This window comes from Nocardia sp. NBC_01730, assembly GCF_035920445.1.
GTDB lineage: Bacteria > Actinomycetota > Actinomycetes > Mycobacteriales > Mycobacteriaceae > Nocardia.
Genome location: NZ_CP109162.1, coordinates 7,423,548 through 7,442,393, shown reverse-complemented (window position 1 = coordinate 7,442,393; position 18,846 = coordinate 7,423,548). Strand labels below are relative to the sequence as shown.

Here is an 18,846-nt window from a genome sequence, read left to right as displayed (position 1 = left end):
AAACGGCCGTGTCACAGACTTAGAGCACCCACTTCAGAATCAGGGTGAATACTCCGGCCACGACCGCGAGGATCACCGCGCCGACACCCCACACGAAACCTTGCCGCTGCCATGGACGCCCCGCGTCCAGCGAAAACTCGCCGGGGCCGGTGAACGCGATCGCCGCGGCGGCCACCGCGAACAGCAGTCCCATCTCGTAGCCCTTGCCGGTCAGCAGCCCGCCGTCCCAGGTGGTATTGATCACGTTGATCATCGTGCCGAGCACGATGGCCGCGGCGAGGGGAGTCAGCAGACCGAGCAGAAGCAAGACGCCCCCGGTGAACTCGCACAGGCCCGCCAGTGTCCCGAACACCTTGCCCGGGTTGTAACCCATCTTCTCGAAGCCGTCGGCGTTCGCTCGCCATCCCGGCCCCGAGAACCATCCGAAGAGCTTCTGCGCACCGTGCGCGGCGAGCAGGCCACCGAAGACGACGCGCAGCAGCAGGAGTCCGATGTCGATCGAGATTCCATCCAATGCGGTGTTGTTCGCGGTGCGTTCGAGTACGGATTTCCTGGTCATCCTGGTCCTCATCCCTGCAATGTCGTTCCGGACACGGTCTTTGTCTCGGCAATGAATCGGACTGCGGTCCGATCGTCGCACGAGGGCACCGACTTCCGGTCGTATTCGACACGTTTCAGCCCGTGGGATGGTTCAGCCCGAGACGCGCGGGAGAGTCATTCCGCGAGGAAGAAGAAGTAACCGAGGAACACCACCACCATCAGCACCCACATGGCCGGGTGCACGTCCTCGACCCGGCCCCTTGCCACCATGGCAATCGGGTAGAAGAGCATTCCCATGGCGAGGCCGTTGGCGACGGAGTATGTCAGCGGCATCATCACGATGGTGATGAACGCGGGAATCGAATACTCGATCTCGCCGAAGGCGCGGGCCATGAGGATGCCGACCACGATCAGGGCCGGCGCGGTCACCGCACCGGAACCCGCGACCACCGCGAAGATCGGATAGCAGAACATCGCGATCAGAAACCAGCCCGCGGTGGTGACGGCGGTCAGACCGGTACGGCCGCCCGGCCATTTGAGCGGTGAACGCATCGGGCAGATGGATGATCGCCTGACCGAAGGTGTGCTCGAGCCCCTGCGGCGCGGCGACCACACCATTGGGCAGGTCGACCAACCCGCATACGATCCCGATGATCGCGGTGAGCACGATGCCGTACAGCACCGCTCCGTGCCAGCCGATCACGAGGAACACCACGGTCACGAGCAACCCGAACAGCGCAAGCAGCGTCGTGCCCTTGGTGAAGTCACCGAGCGTGACCAGCGTCGTGCTGAAGCGCGCCTCCTCCGCATGCCAGCGAGAGCCAGCGATCCAGGCCGATCCACCAGTTGGGACCGAGCGAGTCCTTGGCACGGTAACGCAGGAGCGTGAATGGAATCGGCAGACAGTAGCGTGGCGGTTACCGCTGGTCGGCATCCTCCGATTCGCGTGCAGCCGGAGGATGCCGTTGCGGGTCGTCCAGCACCAGTGTCAGGAAAGCGTGTGGAATCCTCGGCCAGCTGTCGTGCCACCGGCCTTCGCGGAGATCGTGTTCCAGCGCGCGGAGCAGGGAGGTGATCCAGGGGCCCTCGTCGCGCAGTGGCCGGATCAGGTCGGTGTCTGCGCAGATCGCGACGACCGGCACGAGCGCGTTCTTGGCCTCGTCGGTCTGCTCGGCCGCCGCAAGGCAGGACGCAAGCAGCAGTTGTGCGTGCAGTGCTGCTCGTGGGCGGCGCGCAGCGTCGATGGAATTGCGCAGGCGTGTGGCGCGTGCGCAGGCGGTGGCGATCTGGGTGGGGGTTCGGTCGCGTAGCAGCGTGCGTATCGCAGAATCCTCGTTCAGTTCGGCGGTCAGGATCTCGATGCCGTTTTCACTCCTGGCCGGTATTTCGCCGGCGGAGGTTGCGGTCGTGAGGCCGAGGCGGACCTGCTCGTTGGTGATGCGTGCGGCAAGGCGCGGCAAGGCAAGCGTTTTTGCGGTACGGGCGCCCTCGTCCAGGCGTTGTTCCGCGGCATCGAGATCGCCGCGCAGCGCCTTGATCCGGGCGGCGGTCGCGAAGGTTGCCATCAGGGATTCCACCGAGCCGGCTTCGATTCCGAGCTCGTTGACCTCATCCAGCAGTTGCTCGGCTGCGTCGAGCTGATCGCGGTTATATAGCAGATCGCCGAGCAGAGCACCAGCCATTCGCGCCGGATACGGCTGGCTGCCAGCGGAGCCCGCGGCAGTCCCGCGAGCTGTACGGAAGTTGTGCTCGGCGGCTGAGACGTCGAGCTGTTCACGGGCCGCGAGGCCTACCAGGCAGTGGCTGACCGTTCGGCTGAACGATCCGCTGATCCGCTGCTGGTAGGGCGCGGCCCAGTCATGCCACGTACGCACTTCGTCGAACTCGAAATGGTAGAAAGCCGCGAACGCCGCGAGGTTTTCGGCAAGGCCGAGCGCCGGCGGACTGAGCGTGTCGGTTCTGGACACGCAATTGGCCGCTACAGCGTCTGCACCGTCGACACGATCGACCATCGCGAGCCCGATGCTCTCGATGAGGGCTGCTTCGGCCGCGAGATCGGAATCGGGCCGCTCGATCGACGCGCGCGCCAGCCGCAGTGCGGTGTTCAGTTCGGTGGGCTGGCGCAACAGCATGTGTGCCCAGCCGAGTGCGATTTGCAGACGCGGACGAGTCGCGACGAGCGGTGCTGGAAGCTTCGCGACCAGACCGAGCAGCGTCGAGGATTGGGCACTGTAGATGTGGTCCATGGCCCGTTTCTCGATGAGGTCGACCGCGTGTTCGTCGTCGCCGCAGGCGAGGGCGTGATCGATGGCCTCGCTGATCATCCCGTGCGCACCGAACCAGGTGGCGGCGATTCGGTGCAGTTCGTCCACCCGATCGGGGTAGTCGCGCGCGAGCCTCTGACGCAGGAATTCCACGAACAAATGGTGGTAGCGGAACCATTCACCGTCCTCGTCGATACGACGCAGGAACAGATTCCGCCGCTCGATATTCTCCAGCAACACCTGCCCATGCCGCTGCCCGGTCAATGCCGTGGCGAGGTCACCGCAGATCTTTTCCGGCAGTGAGGTTTCCAGCAGGGCAGCCAGCAGCACCGGATCCGCGGTGTCGAGCACGTTCTCGGCAAGATACTCGGCGATAGCGTGATGACGCCCCGACATATGACTGATCAACGCCGCCGGGTCGTGATGCCCGCGCAGCGACAACGACGCGAGCTGCAACGCCGCGACCCAGCCCTCGGTACTGTCGCGCAACTCGGCGACCTCACCGTCATCCAAGGACAAACCACCCAACTCCACCAGAAACGAGCCCGCCTCGACAGCATCGAAACGCAAAGCACTGGAATCTATCTCGACCAGCTCATTGCGAACACCCATCGTCGCCAACGGCAAACCCTCCGACGACCTGCTGGTGACAATGATCTGCAAGTGGTGACAACCATTCTCCAACAAGAACCGCAAGGCCGCGGTCGCCGCGGAATCGGTCACCCGATGCCAATCATCGATCACCACAGCCACACGTTCGTGACGCTCATGAATGTCATTGATCAACGTCGTGAGCACATAGCGAGTTGCCTCCGCACCTCGCTCCTCGAGCATCCCGCCCAGCTCAGGCACCAACGCCGGACGCACCCGGTGAATCGCCTCGATCAGATGCAGCACGAACCACACCACGTTGTTGTCATCGGGATCGGCGTTCAACCACGCGACCGCCACCTGCTGCTGCTCAGCGAGATGTTCGGCCCACTGCGCGGCCAGAGTGCTCTTACCGAACCCCGCCGGAGCATGGATCACCGTCAGCCGCGGCCGGGAAGCAGTCCGCAACCGGTCGATCAGCCTGCCGCGATGCACCAACGCCCGCCCGGACATGGCCGGACGGAATCTGGTCTCGGGGGTGGGCGGCGTCGTGGTCCGCCGGAACGACGGTGACCGGCCGGTAGGAACCGGACGCGGCGCACCGGTGTCCTCCACAGGGGGCGTCAGGTCGCCGTGGTCATCGGTGCGCACCGTCATGTCCTGTACCGGCATACCGTGAGCCCCCTCGACACCGCGCAGTAACTCACCGAACTCCGTGGCCGACCGCGGGCGCTTCGCCGGATCATGCGCCATAGCGGCCTCGATGACAGCACACAGGTCATCAGGGATACCGTCGGGCCGCAGGTCCGGCAGCGGCTCGGCGGCGATCCGCAAGAACTGCGCGACCACCTGCTCACCCGAGCGGCGCTCGAACGCGGCATGCCCGGTGATCATGCAAAACAACGTGGCGCCCAACCCGTAAATATCGGACGCCACCGACGGGTTCCCCGATCGCAACACCTCCGGGGCGGTGAACGCGGGCGAGCCGGTGATCACACCCGTGGTCGTCTGGAAACCGCCTTCGATACGAGCGATCCCGAAATCGGTGAGTTGCGGCTCACCATAATCGGTGAGCAACACATTCCCCGGCTTGATATCACGATGCAGAATCCCAGCCCGATGCGCCGTCTCCAAAGCACCAGCCAACTTGACTGTAATCCCGACCGCGTCATCCACCGGCAAACGTCCCTCTCGGCGAAGACGGTCTTCCAACGAACCGCGGGAGTGATACGGCATCACGAGGTACGGGCGTCCACCGCGCGTGGTGCCAACGTGCAGGATGTGCACGATGTTGGGGTGGCCGGACAGTGCGCCCATCGCCTGCTGCTCACGGAGAAATCGCTCGATATTCTCCGGCTCGAGATCCGCCCTATCAAGCATAACCTTGACCGCGACGTTGCGGTTCAACGCCCGCTGCGTACACCGGTACACCACCCCGAAACCACCCCGCCCGATCTGCCGCGGACCGTCGAGACCCGTGCCTTCCAGTTCCTTGACGATGCCTGGAGGCCGGTCACTCTGCGTCGCGAATAGGTCGTCTCGGTCCGCCATCGCCCTGCTCTGTGTCGGGTGCTGCCGCGCTACCTTCCCCAGCTTATCCCCGGTGAACCATCGAACCGGGCGGATCGGGGTCCCGGAAGAACTGCCGCTACGGCTGCGGTTCGATTCGTGCTCCCTCCAGGTGGCCCGCGATGCTCCAGACGTCGGGAATTGTTCCTGGCCGGCGAAGACGCCGAAAGCGCGCTGCTGTGGGAGATGGCGGTGATGTGCTGAGCGCGTTTGACAAGTCGGTGAACAGGGAGATGGGATAGCTCTTCCTGCACTCGGACTCCTCAGGCGTGCGGCGCGGACACCAGCCCGAGTTCGGCGTCGGAGGCCAGCAGGTCGTTGTGCGGAAGCACGCGCACCGTGTAGCCGACCGCGCCGGACAGCGGGACCGGGGTGTCGACGGTGAACAACTCGACACCGGAATCGGAACCACTGTGCGTCATCGGGACCGTGGTGACATCCGAGAGATCGTCGGCCGCGGATACCCGGCCGAGCACGGCCTGCACGACGACGTCCGACACGCTCAACCCGCCGAGCTCGATCCGCGCGGTCAGCGACAGGCCGGCTCCGATGATCGGCGTATCCGGCAGGCCCGCACTATCCACCTGGATCACCTTGACCGACGGCCACGCCGCTTCCACCCGGCGGTGGTACTCGGCGATGGCGCGGGCTACCGCGAAATCGTCGGCGGTGGCCTGCTGATAGGCGGCGGCGGCGGGCGTGTAGTACTCCACCGCGTAGTCGCGGACCATGCGCGAGGCCAGCACTTTCGGCCCCAAGGTCTGCAAGGTGTGGCGAACCATCTCGACCCAGCGCACCGGCATCCCGGACGCGTCACGGTCGTAGAAGCGCGGGGCCACGGTGCGCTCGAACAAGTCGTAGAGCGCGGCGGCCTCGAGGTCGTCGCGGCGGTGCTCGTCGCGGACGCCGTCGGCGGTCGGGATGGCCCAGCCGTTCTCGCCGTCGTACATCTCGTCCCACCAGCCGTCCCGGATGGACAAATTGAGCCCGCCGTTGAGCGCGGACTTCATGCCGGAGGTACCGCACGCCTCCAGTGGCCGCAGCGGGTTGTTCAGCCAGACGTCGCAGCCCCAGTACAGGTAGCGGGCCATCGACATGTCGTAGTCGGGCAGGAAGACGATCCGGTGGCGCACCTCGGGATCGTCGGCGAAGCGGACGACCTGCTGGATGAGTGCCTTTCCTCCGTCGTCGGCGGGGTGACTCTTGCCCGCGACGACCAGCTGCATCGGTCGCTCCGGATCCAGCAGTCGCGCCCGCAGCCGCTGCGGATCGCGCAGCATGAGGGTGAGTCGCTTGTAGGTCGGCACCCGGCGCGCGAACCCGACGGTCAGCACATTCCGGTCGAAAACACTGTTCACCCAGCCGAGTTCGGCCTCCGCGGCACCGCGCTCCAGCCAGGACGCGCGTACCCGGCGGCGCACCTCGTCGACCAGGGTCGCGCGCAACGTGTTCCGCGTCGACCACAGCTCAGCCAGGTCGATATCGCGCAGGTGTTCCCAGCCGCGCGCCTCCTCGGCCAGCTCGGCGCCGATGTGCTCGCGCGCCTTGTCGACCCACTCGCGCGCGGCCCAGGTGGTGGCGTGCACACCGTTGGTGACCGAACCGATCGGCACCTCGGCGGCGTCGAATCCCGGCCACAGCGAGGCGAACATGCCCCGGCTCACCTCACCGTGCAGCTTCGAGACACCGTTGGCGCGTTGCGCGAGGCGCAGACCCATGTGCGCCATGTTGAAGACGGAGGGGTCGGCCTCGCGGCCCAGTGCCGCGATCCGGTCCACGGAGAGGCCGGGCAGCATGGCGGATTCGGATTCGCCGTGTGCGCCGCCGAAGTAGCGACGCACCATCGGCATCGGGAAGCGGTCGATGCCCGCGGGGACCGGCGTGTGGGTGGTGAACACCGTGCCCGCACGCACTGCGGCGAGCGCGGAATCGAAATCCCTACCTGCCGAGACGAATTCACGGACCCGCTCGACGCCGAGGAAGCCCGCGTGGCCTTCGTTCATGTGGAAGACGTCCGGATCGGGTAGTCCGGCCGAGGACGTGTACGCACGCACCGCGCGTACGCCACCGATGCCCGCCAAGATCTCCTGCCGGATCCGATGCTCCTGATCGCCACCGTAGAGACGGTCGGTGACCGCGCGCAGTTCCGAATCGTTCTCGGCGATGTCCGAGTCGAGCAGCAACAGCGGAACCCGTCCGACCTGCGCGATCCACACTCGCGCGCGCAGCACACGGTTGTCGGGCATGGCCACGTGGACGAGGACCGGCGAGCCCTCCGAGGTGAGCGCACGCAGCGGAAGCCCCTGCGGGTCAAGGGCCGGATAGCGCTCGGTCTGCCAGCCGTCCGCGGACAGCGACTGCCGAAAATAGCCGGAACGATAGAGCAATCCGACGCCGATCAACGGCAGGCCCAGATCGGAGGCGGCCTTGAGGTGATCACCGGCCAGGATGCCGAGACCGCCCGAGTAGTTGGGCAACACCTCGGTGACACCGAACTCCATCGAGAAGTAGGCGATTCCGCGGACCCCCTCCTCCCCCGCGCCGAGTTGGAACCGGCCCGCCGCTGCCAGGTAATCACGCAGATCCGCGGCCGCGGCGTCGACGCGACCGGCATAGTCGGCGTCGGCGGCCAGCTCGTCCAACCGGGACGCAGGAACCTCGCCGAGCATCCGGACCGGATCGTGGCCCATCTCCTGCCACCGTCGCGGCTCCAACTCGGCGAACAGGTCCTGCGTCGGCGGATGCCACGACCAGCGCAGATTCGTGGCGAGCTCACCCAGGGCCGCCAGACGCTCGGGCAGATGGGCACGGACGGTGAATCGACGCAATGCCTTCACCTGGCGAACCCTACCGAACTCAGTGCCTGGCGATCGACCCGACGACGCGGGTCACTCGCCACCGAACTTCTCGGCGGTGTACTCCGCGCTGAACTGGCCTGCGTACTCGGCCGACGGAGGGATCTCGGTGATCATGTCGATCAGCACCCCGCTGGGGTCGGCGACGATGAAATGTCGCTGGCCGAATGCCTCCGTGCGGATCTCCGACTCGGCCCGCAGACCGCCCCGCACAACCAGCCGCTCCCATTCCGCGTCCACGTCGGCCACCTCGAAGTTCAGCAGCAGACCCTGAACCGGTTTGCGATAGGACTCGGGCACGGTCGGATGCGTGTAGTCGAGCAGTGCGAGTTCGTAAGGCTTCTCCCCCAAACGCCGGAGGCTGATGTACCAGTCCGACTCGAAGGTGACCTCGAAGCCCAGCCACTTGGTATAGAAATCGCGCGACTGCGCGAGCCGGAAGGTACCGATGACCGGGTAGAAGCTGCTCAATTCCATTGCCATGCCCTTTCGCATACCGTTGGTATGCGAGCTAAGCTATTTCACATTCCAGCGGCATGTCAACAGGAGGGTCGATGCCGAGCACGATCCGCGCCAAGCAGCGTGAAGAGACCAGGCGTACCCTCCTTCGCGAAAGCAGGCGCCTGTTCGCGACGAAGGGCTATGGCGCCGTGGGGTTGTCGGAGATCGTCGCGGCGGCGGGGGTGACCAAGGGCGCGCTGTACCACAACTTCGACAGCAAGACCGAGCTGTTCGCCGCGGTGCTGGGCAAGGTACAGAACGAGGTCGGCGATCGGGTGGCCACGGCCGCCGCAGTCAGCGACGATCCCTGGGCCCAGCTGGTCGCCGGGTGCGAGGCATTCCTGACCACCTGCACCGATCCGGAGATCCAGCGGATCATGCTCGTCGACGGCCCGGCGGTACTGGGTTGGCACGAATGGCGGGCGATGGACGCGGCGGCGTCGGCCAGGCACCTCGGCGAAGCACTGGAACAGCTGATTGACGCGGGCGTGATCGTCCGCCAGCCGGTCGCGCCGCTCACCCACCTGCTGTCCGGTGCTATGAACGAGGCCGCCCTATGGCTGGCCACCTCGACCGACCCGAACTCCCTGTCGGACACGACATCGGCGCTGCGCCGACTTCTCGAAGCGCTCCGCGCGAACCCCGACTAGTGACGCTGCCCGCAAGCACGGCGAGGCGTCCGATCGATCCGTGGTCGCGTCGCCCCAGTACCCCGACGCTGGAAAACCGCTGGCTCGCCCTGAACGGAGCAGGCAGTATCGGCTGATGCCGCATTGGGTTCACGTCCTCCCGCAATTCTTGCCTGCCTGCCTGATCCTCGCGGCGCTACCCGGCCCGGCGACCGCGCTGTTCCTTCAGCGCGCTGTGCGCGACGGCCGCGCGGCGGGGCTTGCGGCAGTCGCGGGCAATGAAATCGGGGTGCTCGGCTGGACACTGGCGGGCGGGGCCGGGCTATCGGTGCTGTTGGTCGCGAACCGCGCCATGAATACCGCGGTACACGTCGTCGGTGCGCTGGTGCTGATCTGGCTCGGCGTCCAGGCGTGGCGGGGCGCGCGAGGTGACGACGAATTCGGCGCCACGATGACAAAGATGCTGCCATCGGGACGGACGCCCGGCTCCGCCTTCCGCGCGTCGCTGATCTCGATCGCGGCCAACCCCAAGGCGGCCGTCTTCGGGCTCACGATCCTGCCGCAGTTCCTTCCGTCCAGCGGACCGGTGCTCCCGACGGTCGCGATCCTCGCGCTCATCCAACTGATGATCGACACCGCCTGGTGCATAGGTGTCGTCCTTGCCGCCGACCGCGCGGGCACCTGGCTGCGCCGGGCCGGCATTCGGCAGCGGATCGAACACGCGCTCGGCGCCTTCCTGGTCATCCTCGGTCTCGGCCTCGCCGCCGACGCCCGCTGAGGTCGCCCCTGTGGTCCCGGCATCGCACCTCCTGTTCGGACAGCGCCGGGCCCTCCGTACGCGGCGGGATCGATTCGCAGCGGGATCGGTCCGGTCGACGCACTGATCCGGTCCTCGCGACCGGCTGCCGGTAGGTTGGTCCCGTGACCGGCCGCATCGCTATCGATGACACTGCCCCGTCCATCGCAGGCGGTCGGCCCGCCAAGGCCGTGGTCGGCGAGGTGTTCCCGGTGCGTACCGTCGTGTGGCGGGAGGGCCACGACGCCGTCGCGGCCACGCTGGTGGTCCGGTCGCCTGGCGCGTCACGTCCGGTCCGGATCCGGATGACGCCGGATCACGAGCCCGACGTGTTCAACGCGACCTTCACACCGAACCTGCCCGGCGCGTGGACCTACCGCATCGAAGGCTGGAGCGACCCCCTCGCCACCTGGCGATCGGCGGTGGAGGCAAAGCTGGCCGTCGGGCAGAGCGCAGCCGACCTGGCCAACGACTTGGAGCTCGGCGCCCGGCTGTTCGATCGCGCGGCACAGGCCGTACCGAAGAAGCAGTTCGAGCGGCTGCGGGCGGTCGCAGCGGCGCTGCGCAGCGACGAGCAGCTGCCCGCGCGAGTGGCTCCGGCCTTCACCGACGAGGTCGGCGATATTCTCCGGGCCGCTCCCCTGCGCGACCTGGTCACCCGCGGACCACAGCACACCGTGCAGGTCGAGCGGCAACGCGCGCTCTACGGATCCTGGTACGAGTTCTTCCCACGCTCGACCGGCGGTCGCGACGCCACCGGTAGGCCGATCCACGGCACCTTCGCCACCGCGGCCAAGGAGTTGCCGCGCATCGCCGCCATGGGCTTCGACGTGGTGTACCTGCCGCCGATCCACCCGATCGGCGAGGTGAATCGCAAGGGTCGCAACAACGCGCTGGTCGCCGAGCCCGGCGATGTCGGCTCGCCGTGGGCGATCGGCTCGAAGCACGGCGGCCATGACGCCATCCATCCCGAGCTCGGCACCGAAGCCGACTTCGCTGACTTCGTCTCCGCGGCAACACGACTCGGCCTCGAAGTGGCGCTCGATCTCGCGCTGCAATGCGCACCGGACCATCCGTGGGTCCAGGCACACCCGGAATGGTTCACCACCCTGCCGGACGGCACCATCGCCTATGCCGAGAACCCGCCGAAGAAATACCAGGACATCTACCCGGTCAACTTCGACAACGACCCCGACGGCCTGTACGCCGAGGTCCTGCGCGTGGTGCGGCACTGGATCGGATTGGGCGTCAAGATCTTCCGGGTGGACAACCCGCACACCAAGCCCGCCGACTTCTGGGAGTGGCTGATCACGAACGTGCGCCGCACCGACCCGGACGTGATCTTCCTGTCCGAGGCGTTTACCCGCCCGGCCCGGCTGTACGGCCTGGCGCGGCGCGGATTCAGCCAGTCCTACACATATTTCACCTGGCGTATTGCGAAGTGGGAACTGGCCGAGTTCGGCAACGAGCTGGCCGCGAAGGCCGACGAGGCCCGGCCGAACCTGTTCGTGAACACCCCGGACATCCTGCACGAAAGCCTCCAGCACGGCGGACCCGGCATGTTCGCCGTCCGCGCGGTCCTGGCCGCCACCCTCGCACCGACCTGGGGCGTCTACTCCGGCTTCGAGCTGTTCGAGCACCAGGCGGTGCGCCCGGGCAGCGAGGAGTATCTCGACTCGGAGAAATACGAGCTGCGCCCGCGCCCGTTCACCGAGGCGCTGGCGCACGGAGAATCGCTGGAGCCGTGGATCACCCGGCTCAACGAGATCCGTCGCGCGCACCCCGCCCTGCAGCAGTTGCGCTGCCTGCACTTCCACCACGTGGACAACGATGCGCTGCTCGCCTACTCCAAAATCGACCCGGCCAGTGGCGACGCGGTACTGGTTGTGGTGAACCTGAACCCGTTCGGCGCCGAATGGGGCATGATCTCGCTGGACCTGCCCGCCATCGGCCGCGAGTGGCACGACCACCCGGCGGTGCACGATGAGGTCAGCGGCGAGCAATATCACTGGGCCCAAACCAATTACGTGCGCTTGGATCCCGCGCACGCCGTCGCGCACATCCTCACCCTGCCCGCGGTACCGCAGCAGGCCCGCAGCGAACTGATTCATCGCAGGACGCTGCGATGAAACGGCGCGATCTGATGCTGCTGGCGGCGGGCACCCACACGGATCCGCACACCGTACTCGGCGCCCACCCTCATCCCGACGGCACGGCCGTGCGGGTGCTGCGCCCGCACGCCGAAACGGTGTCCGTGCGCGTCGGTGGCGTCGATCATCCGCTGAAGCCGTTGGGCCACGGCGTGTTCGCCGCGGTGGTGCCATACCCGGATCTCATGGACTATCGCATCGTGAGCACCTATCCGGGCGGCCAGACCATCCTCGGTGCGGACGGCTACCGCTTCCTGCCCACCGTCGGCGAACTCGACCTGCATCTCATCGGCGCGGGCCGCCACGAACGGCTGTGGGAAGTGCTCGGCGCGCACCCCCGCCGGTACACCACGCTGGACGGTGCAGTGCATGGCACCTCGTTCGCGGTGTGGGCGCCGAACGCGCGGGGCGTCACCGTGATCGGTGACTTCGACGGCTGGAGCGGCAACACCGCGCCGATGCGCTCGCTCGGGTCGTCCGGGATCTGGGAGGTATTCGTCCCCGGTGTCGAACCGGGCACCAAGTACAAGTACCGCGTGCACGGCGCCGACGGCCGGACGGCCGATCACGCCGACCCGCTGGCCTTCGCCACCGAACCGCCCCCCGCGACAGCGTCGGTGGTCACCGAGAGCCACTACGTCTGGCGCGACCACGCCTGGCTCGACCGGCGTGCGGCCACCGATCCGACCAGCGCGCCGATGAGCGTCTACGAGGTGCATCTCGGCTCATGGCGTCCTGGCCTCTGCTACCGCGAAATAGCTGACCAGCTCGCCGAATACGTGCAGGCGGCCGGCTTCACCCACATCGAGCTACTTCCCATCGCCGAGCATCCCTTCGGCGGTTCCTGGGGCTATCAGGTCACCTCGTACTACGCGCCGACAGCACGATTCGGTTCCCCGGACGACTTCCGCGCTTTCGTCGACCGCATGCACGCGGCGGACATCGGCGTGCTGCTGGACTGGGTTCCCGCGCACTTCCCGCGGGACGAATGGGCACTGGCCCGCTTCGACGGAACCCCGCTCTACGAGCACGCCGACCCGCGCCGCGGCGAGCAACTGGACTGGGGCACCTACGTTTTCGACTTCGGCAGGCACGAGGTGCGCAACTTCCTCGTCGCCAACGCGCGCTATTGGATCGAAGAGTTCCACATCGACGGCCTGCGCGTCGACGCGGTCGCCTCCATGCTCTACCTGGATTACTCACGTGCCGAAGGAGAGTGGGAACCCAACGTGCACGGCGGCCGGGAGAACCTGGAGGCCGTCGACTTCCTGCAGGACCTCAACGACACGGTGCACCGCCACCATCCCGGCGTCGTGACCATCGCCGAGGAGTCCACCACCTGGCCGGACGTCACCCGCGGCACCGACGTCGGGGGGCTCGGATTCACCATGAAGTGGAACATGGGCTGGATGCACGACACCCTCGGGTTCCTCGGACGTGACCCGATCCACCGCTCCTGGCACCACAACGAGGTCACCTTCTCACTGATGTACGCATGGAGCGAGAACTACGTGCTGCCGATCAGCCACGACGAGGTCGTGCACGGCAAGGGCACACTCTGGACCAGGATGCCGGGCGACGATTTCGCCAAAGCGGGTGGTGTGCGGGCGCTGCTGGCCTACATGTGGGCCCACCCCGGCAAACAGCTGCTGTTCATGGGGCAGGACTTCGGCCAGTTCCGCGAGTGGTCGCACGATCGCGGCCTGGACTGGCACGAGCTGGAAAATCCACTGCACCGGGGCGTTACGGCGGTGGTGCGCGACCTCAACGCTGTGTACCGCGCCCATCCCGCCCTATGGAGCCAGGACACCACACCGGGCGGCTACGCCTGGATCGAGGCGAACGACCACGCAAACAACGTGCTGGCGTTTCTGCGTTACGGCTCGGACGGGTCCGTGGTCGCGTGCGTTTACAACTTCTCCGGCTCGGTGCACGGCGCATACCGCGTCGGCCTCCCGCACGCAGGCCGTTGGATCGAAATTCTCAACACCGACGCCGTCCACTATGGCGGCTCCGGCATCGGGAATCTAGGCGAGGTATCGGCCACCGAGGAGCCGTGGCACGACCGTCCGGCGTCGGCGACGGTCACGCTCGCGCCGAACAGCGCGGTCTGGCTGCGCCCGGCCTAGCGACAGGGTCGACAGCCACACGCACGGTCTACTCGCAGAGCGTGTCGGCGCGGCACGGACCGCGCCGACCAGCGTCGGCTTTCCGGACGCCGAACGAACTCAGTAGAGCGCGGCGGCCAGCTTGCGGCGCGCGGCGACGACGAACGACTCGGCCTGGTCGAACAGCTCGAACAGCTCCAGCAGACGAGTGCGCGCCTTGGTGCGTTCGTCACCCGCGGTGCGTTTGACGACGGCGATCAGCCGGTCGAAGGCCGCTTCGGGCCGCTGGTGGAACAGTTCGAGATCGGCGGCGTCGAGCGCGGCATCGACATTCGACAGGTCGGCGTCCGCGGTCGCGATCGCCGACTCCGGGATCTGTTGTGCACGACCGAGGAACCGGAGTTGGCGCAGCGCTGCCCTGGCCTCTTCGTTCGCGGGCTCGGCGGCGAGGATGGCCTCATAGGCCGCCTCGGCGCCCGCCAAGTCGCCCTGCTCCAGCGCGGCTTCGGCCGCCGTGAAGCGCGGGTCCTCGGCCGGCTGCGGTTCTCCGTTGCTCTCGAGCTTGCCCGCGACCGCGTCGACGACCGCGTTCAGCCACTGCCGCACCTGCGGCTCCGGCTGAGCGCCCTCGAAATCCGCGAGCGGCTGGCCGCCCGCGATCGCGATCACCGTCGGAATGCCCTGCACCCGCAGCGCCTGAGCGATCCGCATATTGGCCTCGGCCTCGACGGCGGCCAGATCCCAGGCGCCGCCGTCGGCGGCGACCAGACGCTCCAGCGTCCGCACCAACTCGACGCTGCCCGGGCTGCGCTGCGAATACAGCACGACGACGACCGGAACCTGCGTCGAGCGGCGAAGCACCTTCGTCTCGAAATCGGCCTCGGTGACCGAGTAATCGCCGCCCGCCGCACCACCCGCACCAGCGGCGGGCTGCTTCAGACTGGACAGATCAACCGCACCGGACATGGCGGCGGCGACAGCGGGCGAAGGACGGCGGGCGGCTGGTCGAGTCACGGTTTCCAGTTTGTCATGACGTGACAGATACGGGAGCTCCGGAGTCGGTGGACACGGCGTTGCTCAGCTCACCCAGCCGGCCCGCACGCACCGCCCAGACCTCGAACAGGACGGTGAAGAACGGCGGAATGCTGGACAGCAGCGCGAGGACGGTGGTCTTGGCGTTCCAGCCCAGCTCCCGCGCAGCCACGATCGCGGTGATCACGAACAGCACGAAAATGATCCCGTGCGTCATGCCGAACACCTTGACGGGCCACAACACCGGTTCAGGAAGGCGCTTGAACACCATGCCGACGATCAGGAAGACCCAGGAGATCGCCTCGAGCACCGCGATGAAGCGAAACCGCTTGGCGACCGTGCTCAGGTCGAAGACATTGCCCATGGGCACCATTCTGCCGGATGCACTACGGACCGTCGTAGTCGAACGGGTCACAGTGTTCAATTTGCAGCGCCTGCGGCGCTGCAAAACCAACACAGTCAGACGCGGACGATCAGCGCGTCGCCCTGACCGCCGCCGCCGCAGAGCGCGGCCGCACCGACGCCACCACCGCGGCGCTTCAGTTCCAGCACCAGGTGCAGCAGGATGCGGGCGCCGGACATGCCGAGCGGGTGGCCGATGGCGATGGCGCCGCCGTTGACGTTCACCTTCGCCGGGTCGATGCCCAGCTTGCGGGTGGAGGCGACACCGACGGCAGCGAACGCCTCGTTGATCTCCACCAGATCCAGGTCGGCGGGCGCGATACCTTCCCGCGCGCAGGCCTTGGCGATCGCGTTGGCGGGCTGATCCTGCAGTGTCGAATCCGGGCCCGCGACCACGCCGGCGGCACCGATCTCGGCGATCCAGCTCAGACCGAGCGATTCGGCCTTCTCCTTGCTCATCACCACGACGGCGGCGGCGCCGTCGGAGATCTGCGAGGCGGTGCCCGCGGTGATCGTGCCGTCCTTGTGGAACGCGGGACGCAGCTTGCCTAACGACTCGACCGTGGTGTCGGCGCGAATGCCCTCGTCCGAGGACACCAGCACCGGGTCGCCCTTGCGTTGCGGCACCGCGACTGGGACCACCTCATCGTCGAAGACACCGTTCTTCCACGCCGCGGCCGCACGCTGGTGCGAGGCCGCCGCGAACCCGTCCTGGTCTTCGCGGCTGATCCGGTCGGTCTCGTTGCGCTGCTCGGTGAGCGCGCCCATCGGCTGGTCGGTGAAAATGTCGTGCAGTCCGTCATAGGCCATGTGGTCGCGCAACGTCACATTGCCGTATTTGAAGCCTTCCCTGCTTTTTTCGAGCAGATGCGGCGCCTTGCTCATGGACTCCTGACCACCGGCGACGACGATCTCGTACTCACCTGCCCGGATCAGCTGGTCGGCGAGGGCGATCGCGTTGATACCCGACAGGCACACCTTATTGACCGTCAGCGCGGGCACGTCCAGCGGGATACCCGCGGCTGCGGCGGCCTGGCGGGCCGGGATCTGTCCCGCGCCCGCAGTGAGCACCTGGCCCATGATCACGTAGTCGACCTGCTCCGGCGTGATACCGCCCTTCTCCAGCGCCGCCTTGATGGCGAACCCACCCAGATCGGAACCGTTGAAGTCCTTCAGACCCCCGAGCAGCCGACCGACCGGGGTACGCGCACCTGAGACGATGACAGAAGTGGTCACGACGAGCCTCGCATTCGTAGATCGGACCTGCCCGCAGCTTCGCGGAGCGGCGCCAGATGTCGTTTTCAACGGTAGCGGGTACGACTCCCGCTATACCGGCCAGGTACGCGCTACGTTCGAGTGGTGAGCAACGTTATCGACCATTCGTCTTTCATCCCCGCGGACTACGTAATCGCGATCGACCACGTCGGCATCGCGGTGCCCGACCTGGACGTCGCGGTGGCCTGGTACGCCGAGAACCTCGGCATGGTCGAAACCCACCGCGAGGTCAACGAGGCCCAGGGCGTCCACGAGGCGATGCTTTCGCTGCCCTGCGCACCTGACCGGGCCGCTGCCCTTCAGTTGCTGGCCCCGCTCGACGCGCAGTCGACCATCGCGAAGTTCATCGACCGCAGCGGACCGGGCCTGCAACAGCTTGCCTACCGCGTGACCGACATCGACGCGGTCTCCGCGCACCTGCGCGAGAAGGGCCTGCGTTTGCTGTATGAGGCCCCGCGGTATGGAACAGCCGATTCCCGCATCAATTTCATCCACCCGAAGGATGCTGGCGGTGTGCTGATCGAGTTGGTCGAACCGAACGCGAGTGTTACGCACTAGTATCGACGTCAAGTCGGGAAAACTCGTTGGAATGACATTCGCAGTCGAGTCACCATCGGCTGTCCTAAGGCTGTAGTTTGTGTGCCATGTCGTCACCCGAGTCCGATCGCAATCGCTTCGTTGCACTGCCCTTCACCGTTGTGCGCAAGGGTTATGCGCAAGACGAGGTGCGTAACTACTTCGACCGCTTTGATGCGGAATTGCGAGTCACCGCCACAGACCGCGATGCCGCTGCGGCACAAGCACGTAACCTCGCAAGCCAGTTGGAAGACGCGCGCGACGAGATCGACGAACTCCGCAAGGAGGTCGACCGACTCTCGGTGCCGCCGACCACCGCGGAAGGCATGTCCGACCGTATTTCCCGCATGCTCCGGCTCGCCTCCGACGAGGCATCCGAAGTACGTGCCTTGGCGCAGGCCGAGGCAGCGGAAATGGTGTCGATTGCCGAACAGCAGGCCACCGAGATGCGTGGCAAATACGAGTCGCTGCTCGCGGAGACCAAGGAGAAGCGCGAGGCGCTCGAAATCGAATTCGAGCAGACCCTCGCGAACGCACGCACCGAGTCCGCCAAGATCATCGAGGCCGCCCAGGCCGAGGCCGACCGCATCGGCAAGGAAGCCGATGCGAAGCGCAAGGCCACCCAGCAGGACTTCGAGGCCACTATGGCCGAGCGCCGCACCAAGCTCACCCGCGCCATGGAGGAGCTGGAAGCCACCAGCCGCGCCGAGGCCGCACAGCGGATCAAGGACGCGACCGACGAGGCCAACCGCCTCATCACCTCCGCGACCCAGACCTCCGAGCGCAAGATCGCGCACGCGAAGGAACTGGCCGAGGAGATGCGCGTGCTGCGCGGTCGCGTGCTCGCCCAACTGCTCGGTATCCGCGGTCAGCTCGACTCGGTGCCCGCGATGCTCGCCGCGGTCAACCGAGAAAGCGAACTGCTGGACGGTGTTCCGGACCAGCGCAAGTCGATCGGCGGCGGCACCAAGTCGGTCACCGGTTCGCGCCAGAAGGCGATCCCCGAACTCGCCGGCGAGGACGACGAGATCGACTCGGAAGAGCGCGAGAACGTCGACATCAGCAACTGACGTCGGGTCACGCGGCGACTGACAACCGAATTCACCGAAGGCCGCCCCAGCTGGGGCGGCCTTCCCTAATTTCCGGCGTATACGTAGAACCTCGGCGACCGCCGGTGGGTTGACGGGACCGGTCAGCCGGTTCCTGGCGAGTTACCCGATGTGCTCATGAAGTCAGTTGTCAGGTCACGACCAGCGGCGGGTGATACGGCGGGTCTGGCGGCCGTTCCAGCAGCCGCGGTGCCAGTGGCGACGGTCCTCTTCGCCGCCGTGGGCCGACCAGGCGACAATATGTGCTACGCCCGGCGCGATCTCGTGATCGCAGCCGGGGCAGCGGTAGGCCTTGATCGCGCGGGTCCCCGGGATGGTGCGGACCACATATGTCTCGTCGCCGTCCGGCCCCGATTCGGCACGCCCGAACACATCCCCGAGCGATGTGCCACCCGACCGCGACCGACCAGCATGGCGATCCGGACGTGGTTTCCGACGGGGCATACGAA

At 66.8% G+C, this 18,846-nt stretch carries 15 protein-coding genes; 6 read left to right on the top strand and 9 right to left on the bottom strand.

Annotated elements, in window-relative coordinates:
* Window positions 1-19: 19 nt before the first annotated feature.
* The 5 genes from OHB12_RS30805 to OHB12_RS30785 form a co-directional block, all read right to left on the bottom strand.
* Window positions 20-559, bottom strand: coding sequence for a DoxX family protein (locus tag OHB12_RS30805; protein ID WP_327113198.1), 540 nt, complete (start codon window positions 557-559; stop codon window positions 20-22).
* A 155-nt stretch (window positions 560-714) separates the two neighbouring features.
* Window positions 715-1,092 (bottom strand): hypothetical protein, encoded by a 378-nt coding sequence (locus OHB12_RS30800; RefSeq protein WP_327113196.1) that lies wholly within the window; start codon window positions 1,090-1,092, stop codon window positions 715-717.
* A 365-nt stretch (window positions 1,093-1,457) separates the two neighbouring features.
* On the bottom strand, window positions 1,458-4,946 hold the full coding sequence (locus OHB12_RS30795; RefSeq protein ID WP_327113194.1) for a protein kinase domain-containing protein: 3,489 nt from the start codon (window positions 4,944-4,946) through the stop codon (window positions 1,458-1,460).
* A 281-nt stretch (window positions 4,947-5,227) separates the two neighbouring features.
* A complete protein-coding gene (gene glgP / locus OHB12_RS30790; protein ID WP_327113192.1) occupies window positions 5,228-7,801 on the bottom strand; it encodes an alpha-glucan family phosphorylase in 2,574 nt (857 codons plus the stop codon).
* A gap of 51 nt (window positions 7,802-7,852) precedes the next feature.
* Window positions 7,853-8,302: a VOC family protein gene (locus tag OHB12_RS30785; protein WP_327113190.1), complete on the bottom strand. Its 450-nt coding sequence runs from the start codon at window positions 8,300-8,302 to the stop codon at window positions 7,853-7,855.
* Between the two features lie 71 nt (window positions 8,303-8,373).
* On the opposite strand from OHB12_RS30785, the gene OHB12_RS30780 reads away from it, so the two are divergent.
* From OHB12_RS30780 to glgB, 4 genes are all read left to right on the top strand, one after another.
* Window positions 8,374-8,970 carry a TetR/AcrR family transcriptional regulator gene (locus OHB12_RS30780; RefSeq protein ID WP_327113188.1) on the top strand — a complete coding sequence of 199 codons (597 nt, stop codon included), beginning with the start codon at window positions 8,374-8,376 and terminating at the stop codon, window positions 8,968-8,970.
* Window positions 8,971-9,085: 115 nt separating this feature from the next.
* A complete protein-coding gene (locus OHB12_RS30775; protein ID WP_327113186.1) occupies window positions 9,086-9,727 on the top strand; it encodes a LysE family translocator in 642 nt (213 codons plus the stop codon).
* Window positions 9,728-9,870: 143 nt separating this feature from the next.
* Window positions 9,871-11,874, top strand: a complete 2,004-nt coding sequence (locus OHB12_RS30770) for an alpha-1,4-glucan--maltose-1-phosphate maltosyltransferase (protein ID WP_327113184.1) — start codon at window positions 9,871-9,873, stop codon at window positions 11,872-11,874.
* Window positions 11,871-14,024, top strand: coding sequence for a 1,4-alpha-glucan branching protein GlgB (glgB, locus tag OHB12_RS30765; RefSeq protein ID WP_327113182.1), 2,154 nt, complete (start codon window positions 11,871-11,873; stop codon window positions 14,022-14,024). The genes OHB12_RS30770 and glgB overlap by 4 nt, the downstream gene beginning before the upstream one ends.
* A 99-nt stretch (window positions 14,025-14,123) precedes the next feature.
* Here glgB and OHB12_RS30760 read toward each other — a convergent pair whose 3' ends face one another.
* From OHB12_RS30760 to OHB12_RS30750, 3 genes are all read right to left on the bottom strand, one after another.
* A complete protein-coding gene (locus OHB12_RS30760; RefSeq protein ID WP_327121633.1) occupies window positions 14,124-14,969 on the bottom strand; it encodes a tetratricopeptide repeat protein in 846 nt (281 codons plus the stop codon).
* A 61-nt stretch (window positions 14,970-15,030) separates the two neighbouring features.
* On the bottom strand, window positions 15,031-15,408 hold the full coding sequence (locus tag OHB12_RS30755) for a DUF3817 domain-containing protein (protein ID WP_327121631.1): 378 nt from the start codon (window positions 15,406-15,408) through the stop codon (window positions 15,031-15,033).
* Between the two features lie 86 nt (window positions 15,409-15,494).
* Window positions 15,495-16,673 carry an acetyl-CoA C-acetyltransferase gene (locus OHB12_RS30750; protein WP_327113180.1) on the bottom strand — a complete coding sequence of 393 codons (1,179 nt, stop codon included), beginning with the start codon at window positions 16,671-16,673 and terminating at the stop codon, window positions 15,495-15,497.
* A 123-nt stretch (window positions 16,674-16,796) separates the two neighbouring features.
* Between OHB12_RS30750 and mce the strand changes: the two genes are divergently transcribed.
* Together mce and OHB12_RS30740 are read left to right on the top strand one after the other, a co-directional pair.
* Window positions 16,797-17,270 carry a methylmalonyl-CoA epimerase gene (gene mce / locus OHB12_RS30745; RefSeq protein WP_327113178.1) on the top strand — a complete coding sequence of 158 codons (474 nt, stop codon included), beginning with the start codon at window positions 16,797-16,799 and terminating at the stop codon, window positions 17,268-17,270.
* Between the two features lie 86 nt (window positions 17,271-17,356).
* Window positions 17,357-18,358: a hypothetical protein gene (locus OHB12_RS30740; protein WP_327113176.1), complete on the top strand. Its 1,002-nt coding sequence runs from the start codon at window positions 17,357-17,359 to the stop codon at window positions 18,356-18,358.
* Between the two features lie 174 nt (window positions 18,359-18,532).
* Here the strand turns inward: OHB12_RS30740 and OHB12_RS30735 are convergent, their stop codons facing one another.
* Complete coding sequence (locus OHB12_RS30735) at window positions 18,533-18,841, bottom strand: ATP/GTP-binding protein (RefSeq protein ID WP_327113175.1); 309 nt, start codon at window positions 18,839-18,841, stop codon at window positions 18,533-18,535.
* Between the last annotated feature and the right edge of the window lie 5 nt (window positions 18,842-18,846).

Coding starts and splice junctions, on each gene's coding strand:
- OHB12_RS30740 (WP_327113176.1), top strand. CDS start 17,357: ATGTCGTCACCCGAGTCCGATCGCAATCGCTTCGTTGCACTGCCCTTC.
- OHB12_RS30785 (WP_327113190.1), bottom strand. CDS start 8,302: ATGGCAATGGAATTGAGCAGCTTCTACCCGGTCATCGGTACCTTCCGG.
- OHB12_RS30775 (WP_327113186.1), top strand. CDS start 9,086: ATGCCGCATTGGGTTCACGTCCTCCCGCAATTCTTGCCTGCCTGCCTG.
- OHB12_RS30800 (WP_327113196.1), bottom strand. CDS start 1,092: ATGCGTTCACCGCTCAAATGGCCGGGCGGCCGTACCGGTCTGACCGCC.
- glgB (WP_327113182.1), top strand. CDS start 11,871: ATGAAACGGCGCGATCTGATGCTGCTGGCGGCGGGCACCCACACGGAT.
- OHB12_RS30760 (WP_327121633.1), bottom strand. CDS start 14,969: ATGTCCGGTGCGGTTGATCTGTCCAGTCTGAAGCAGCCCGCCGCTGGT.
- OHB12_RS30735 (WP_327113175.1), bottom strand. CDS start 18,841: ATGCCCCGTCGGAAACCACGTCCGGATCGCCATGCTGGTCGGTCGCGG.
- OHB12_RS30780 (WP_327113188.1), top strand. CDS start 8,374: ATGCCGAGCACGATCCGCGCCAAGCAGCGTGAAGAGACCAGGCGTACC.
- OHB12_RS30795 (WP_327113194.1), bottom strand. CDS start 4,946: ATGGCGGACCGAGACGACCTATTCGCGACGCAGAGTGACCGGCCTCCA.
- OHB12_RS30805 (WP_327113198.1), bottom strand. CDS start 559: ATGACCAGGAAATCCGTACTCGAACGCACCGCGAACAACACCGCATTG.
- OHB12_RS30755 (WP_327121631.1), bottom strand. CDS start 15,408: ATGGTGCCCATGGGCAATGTCTTCGACCTGAGCACGGTCGCCAAGCGG.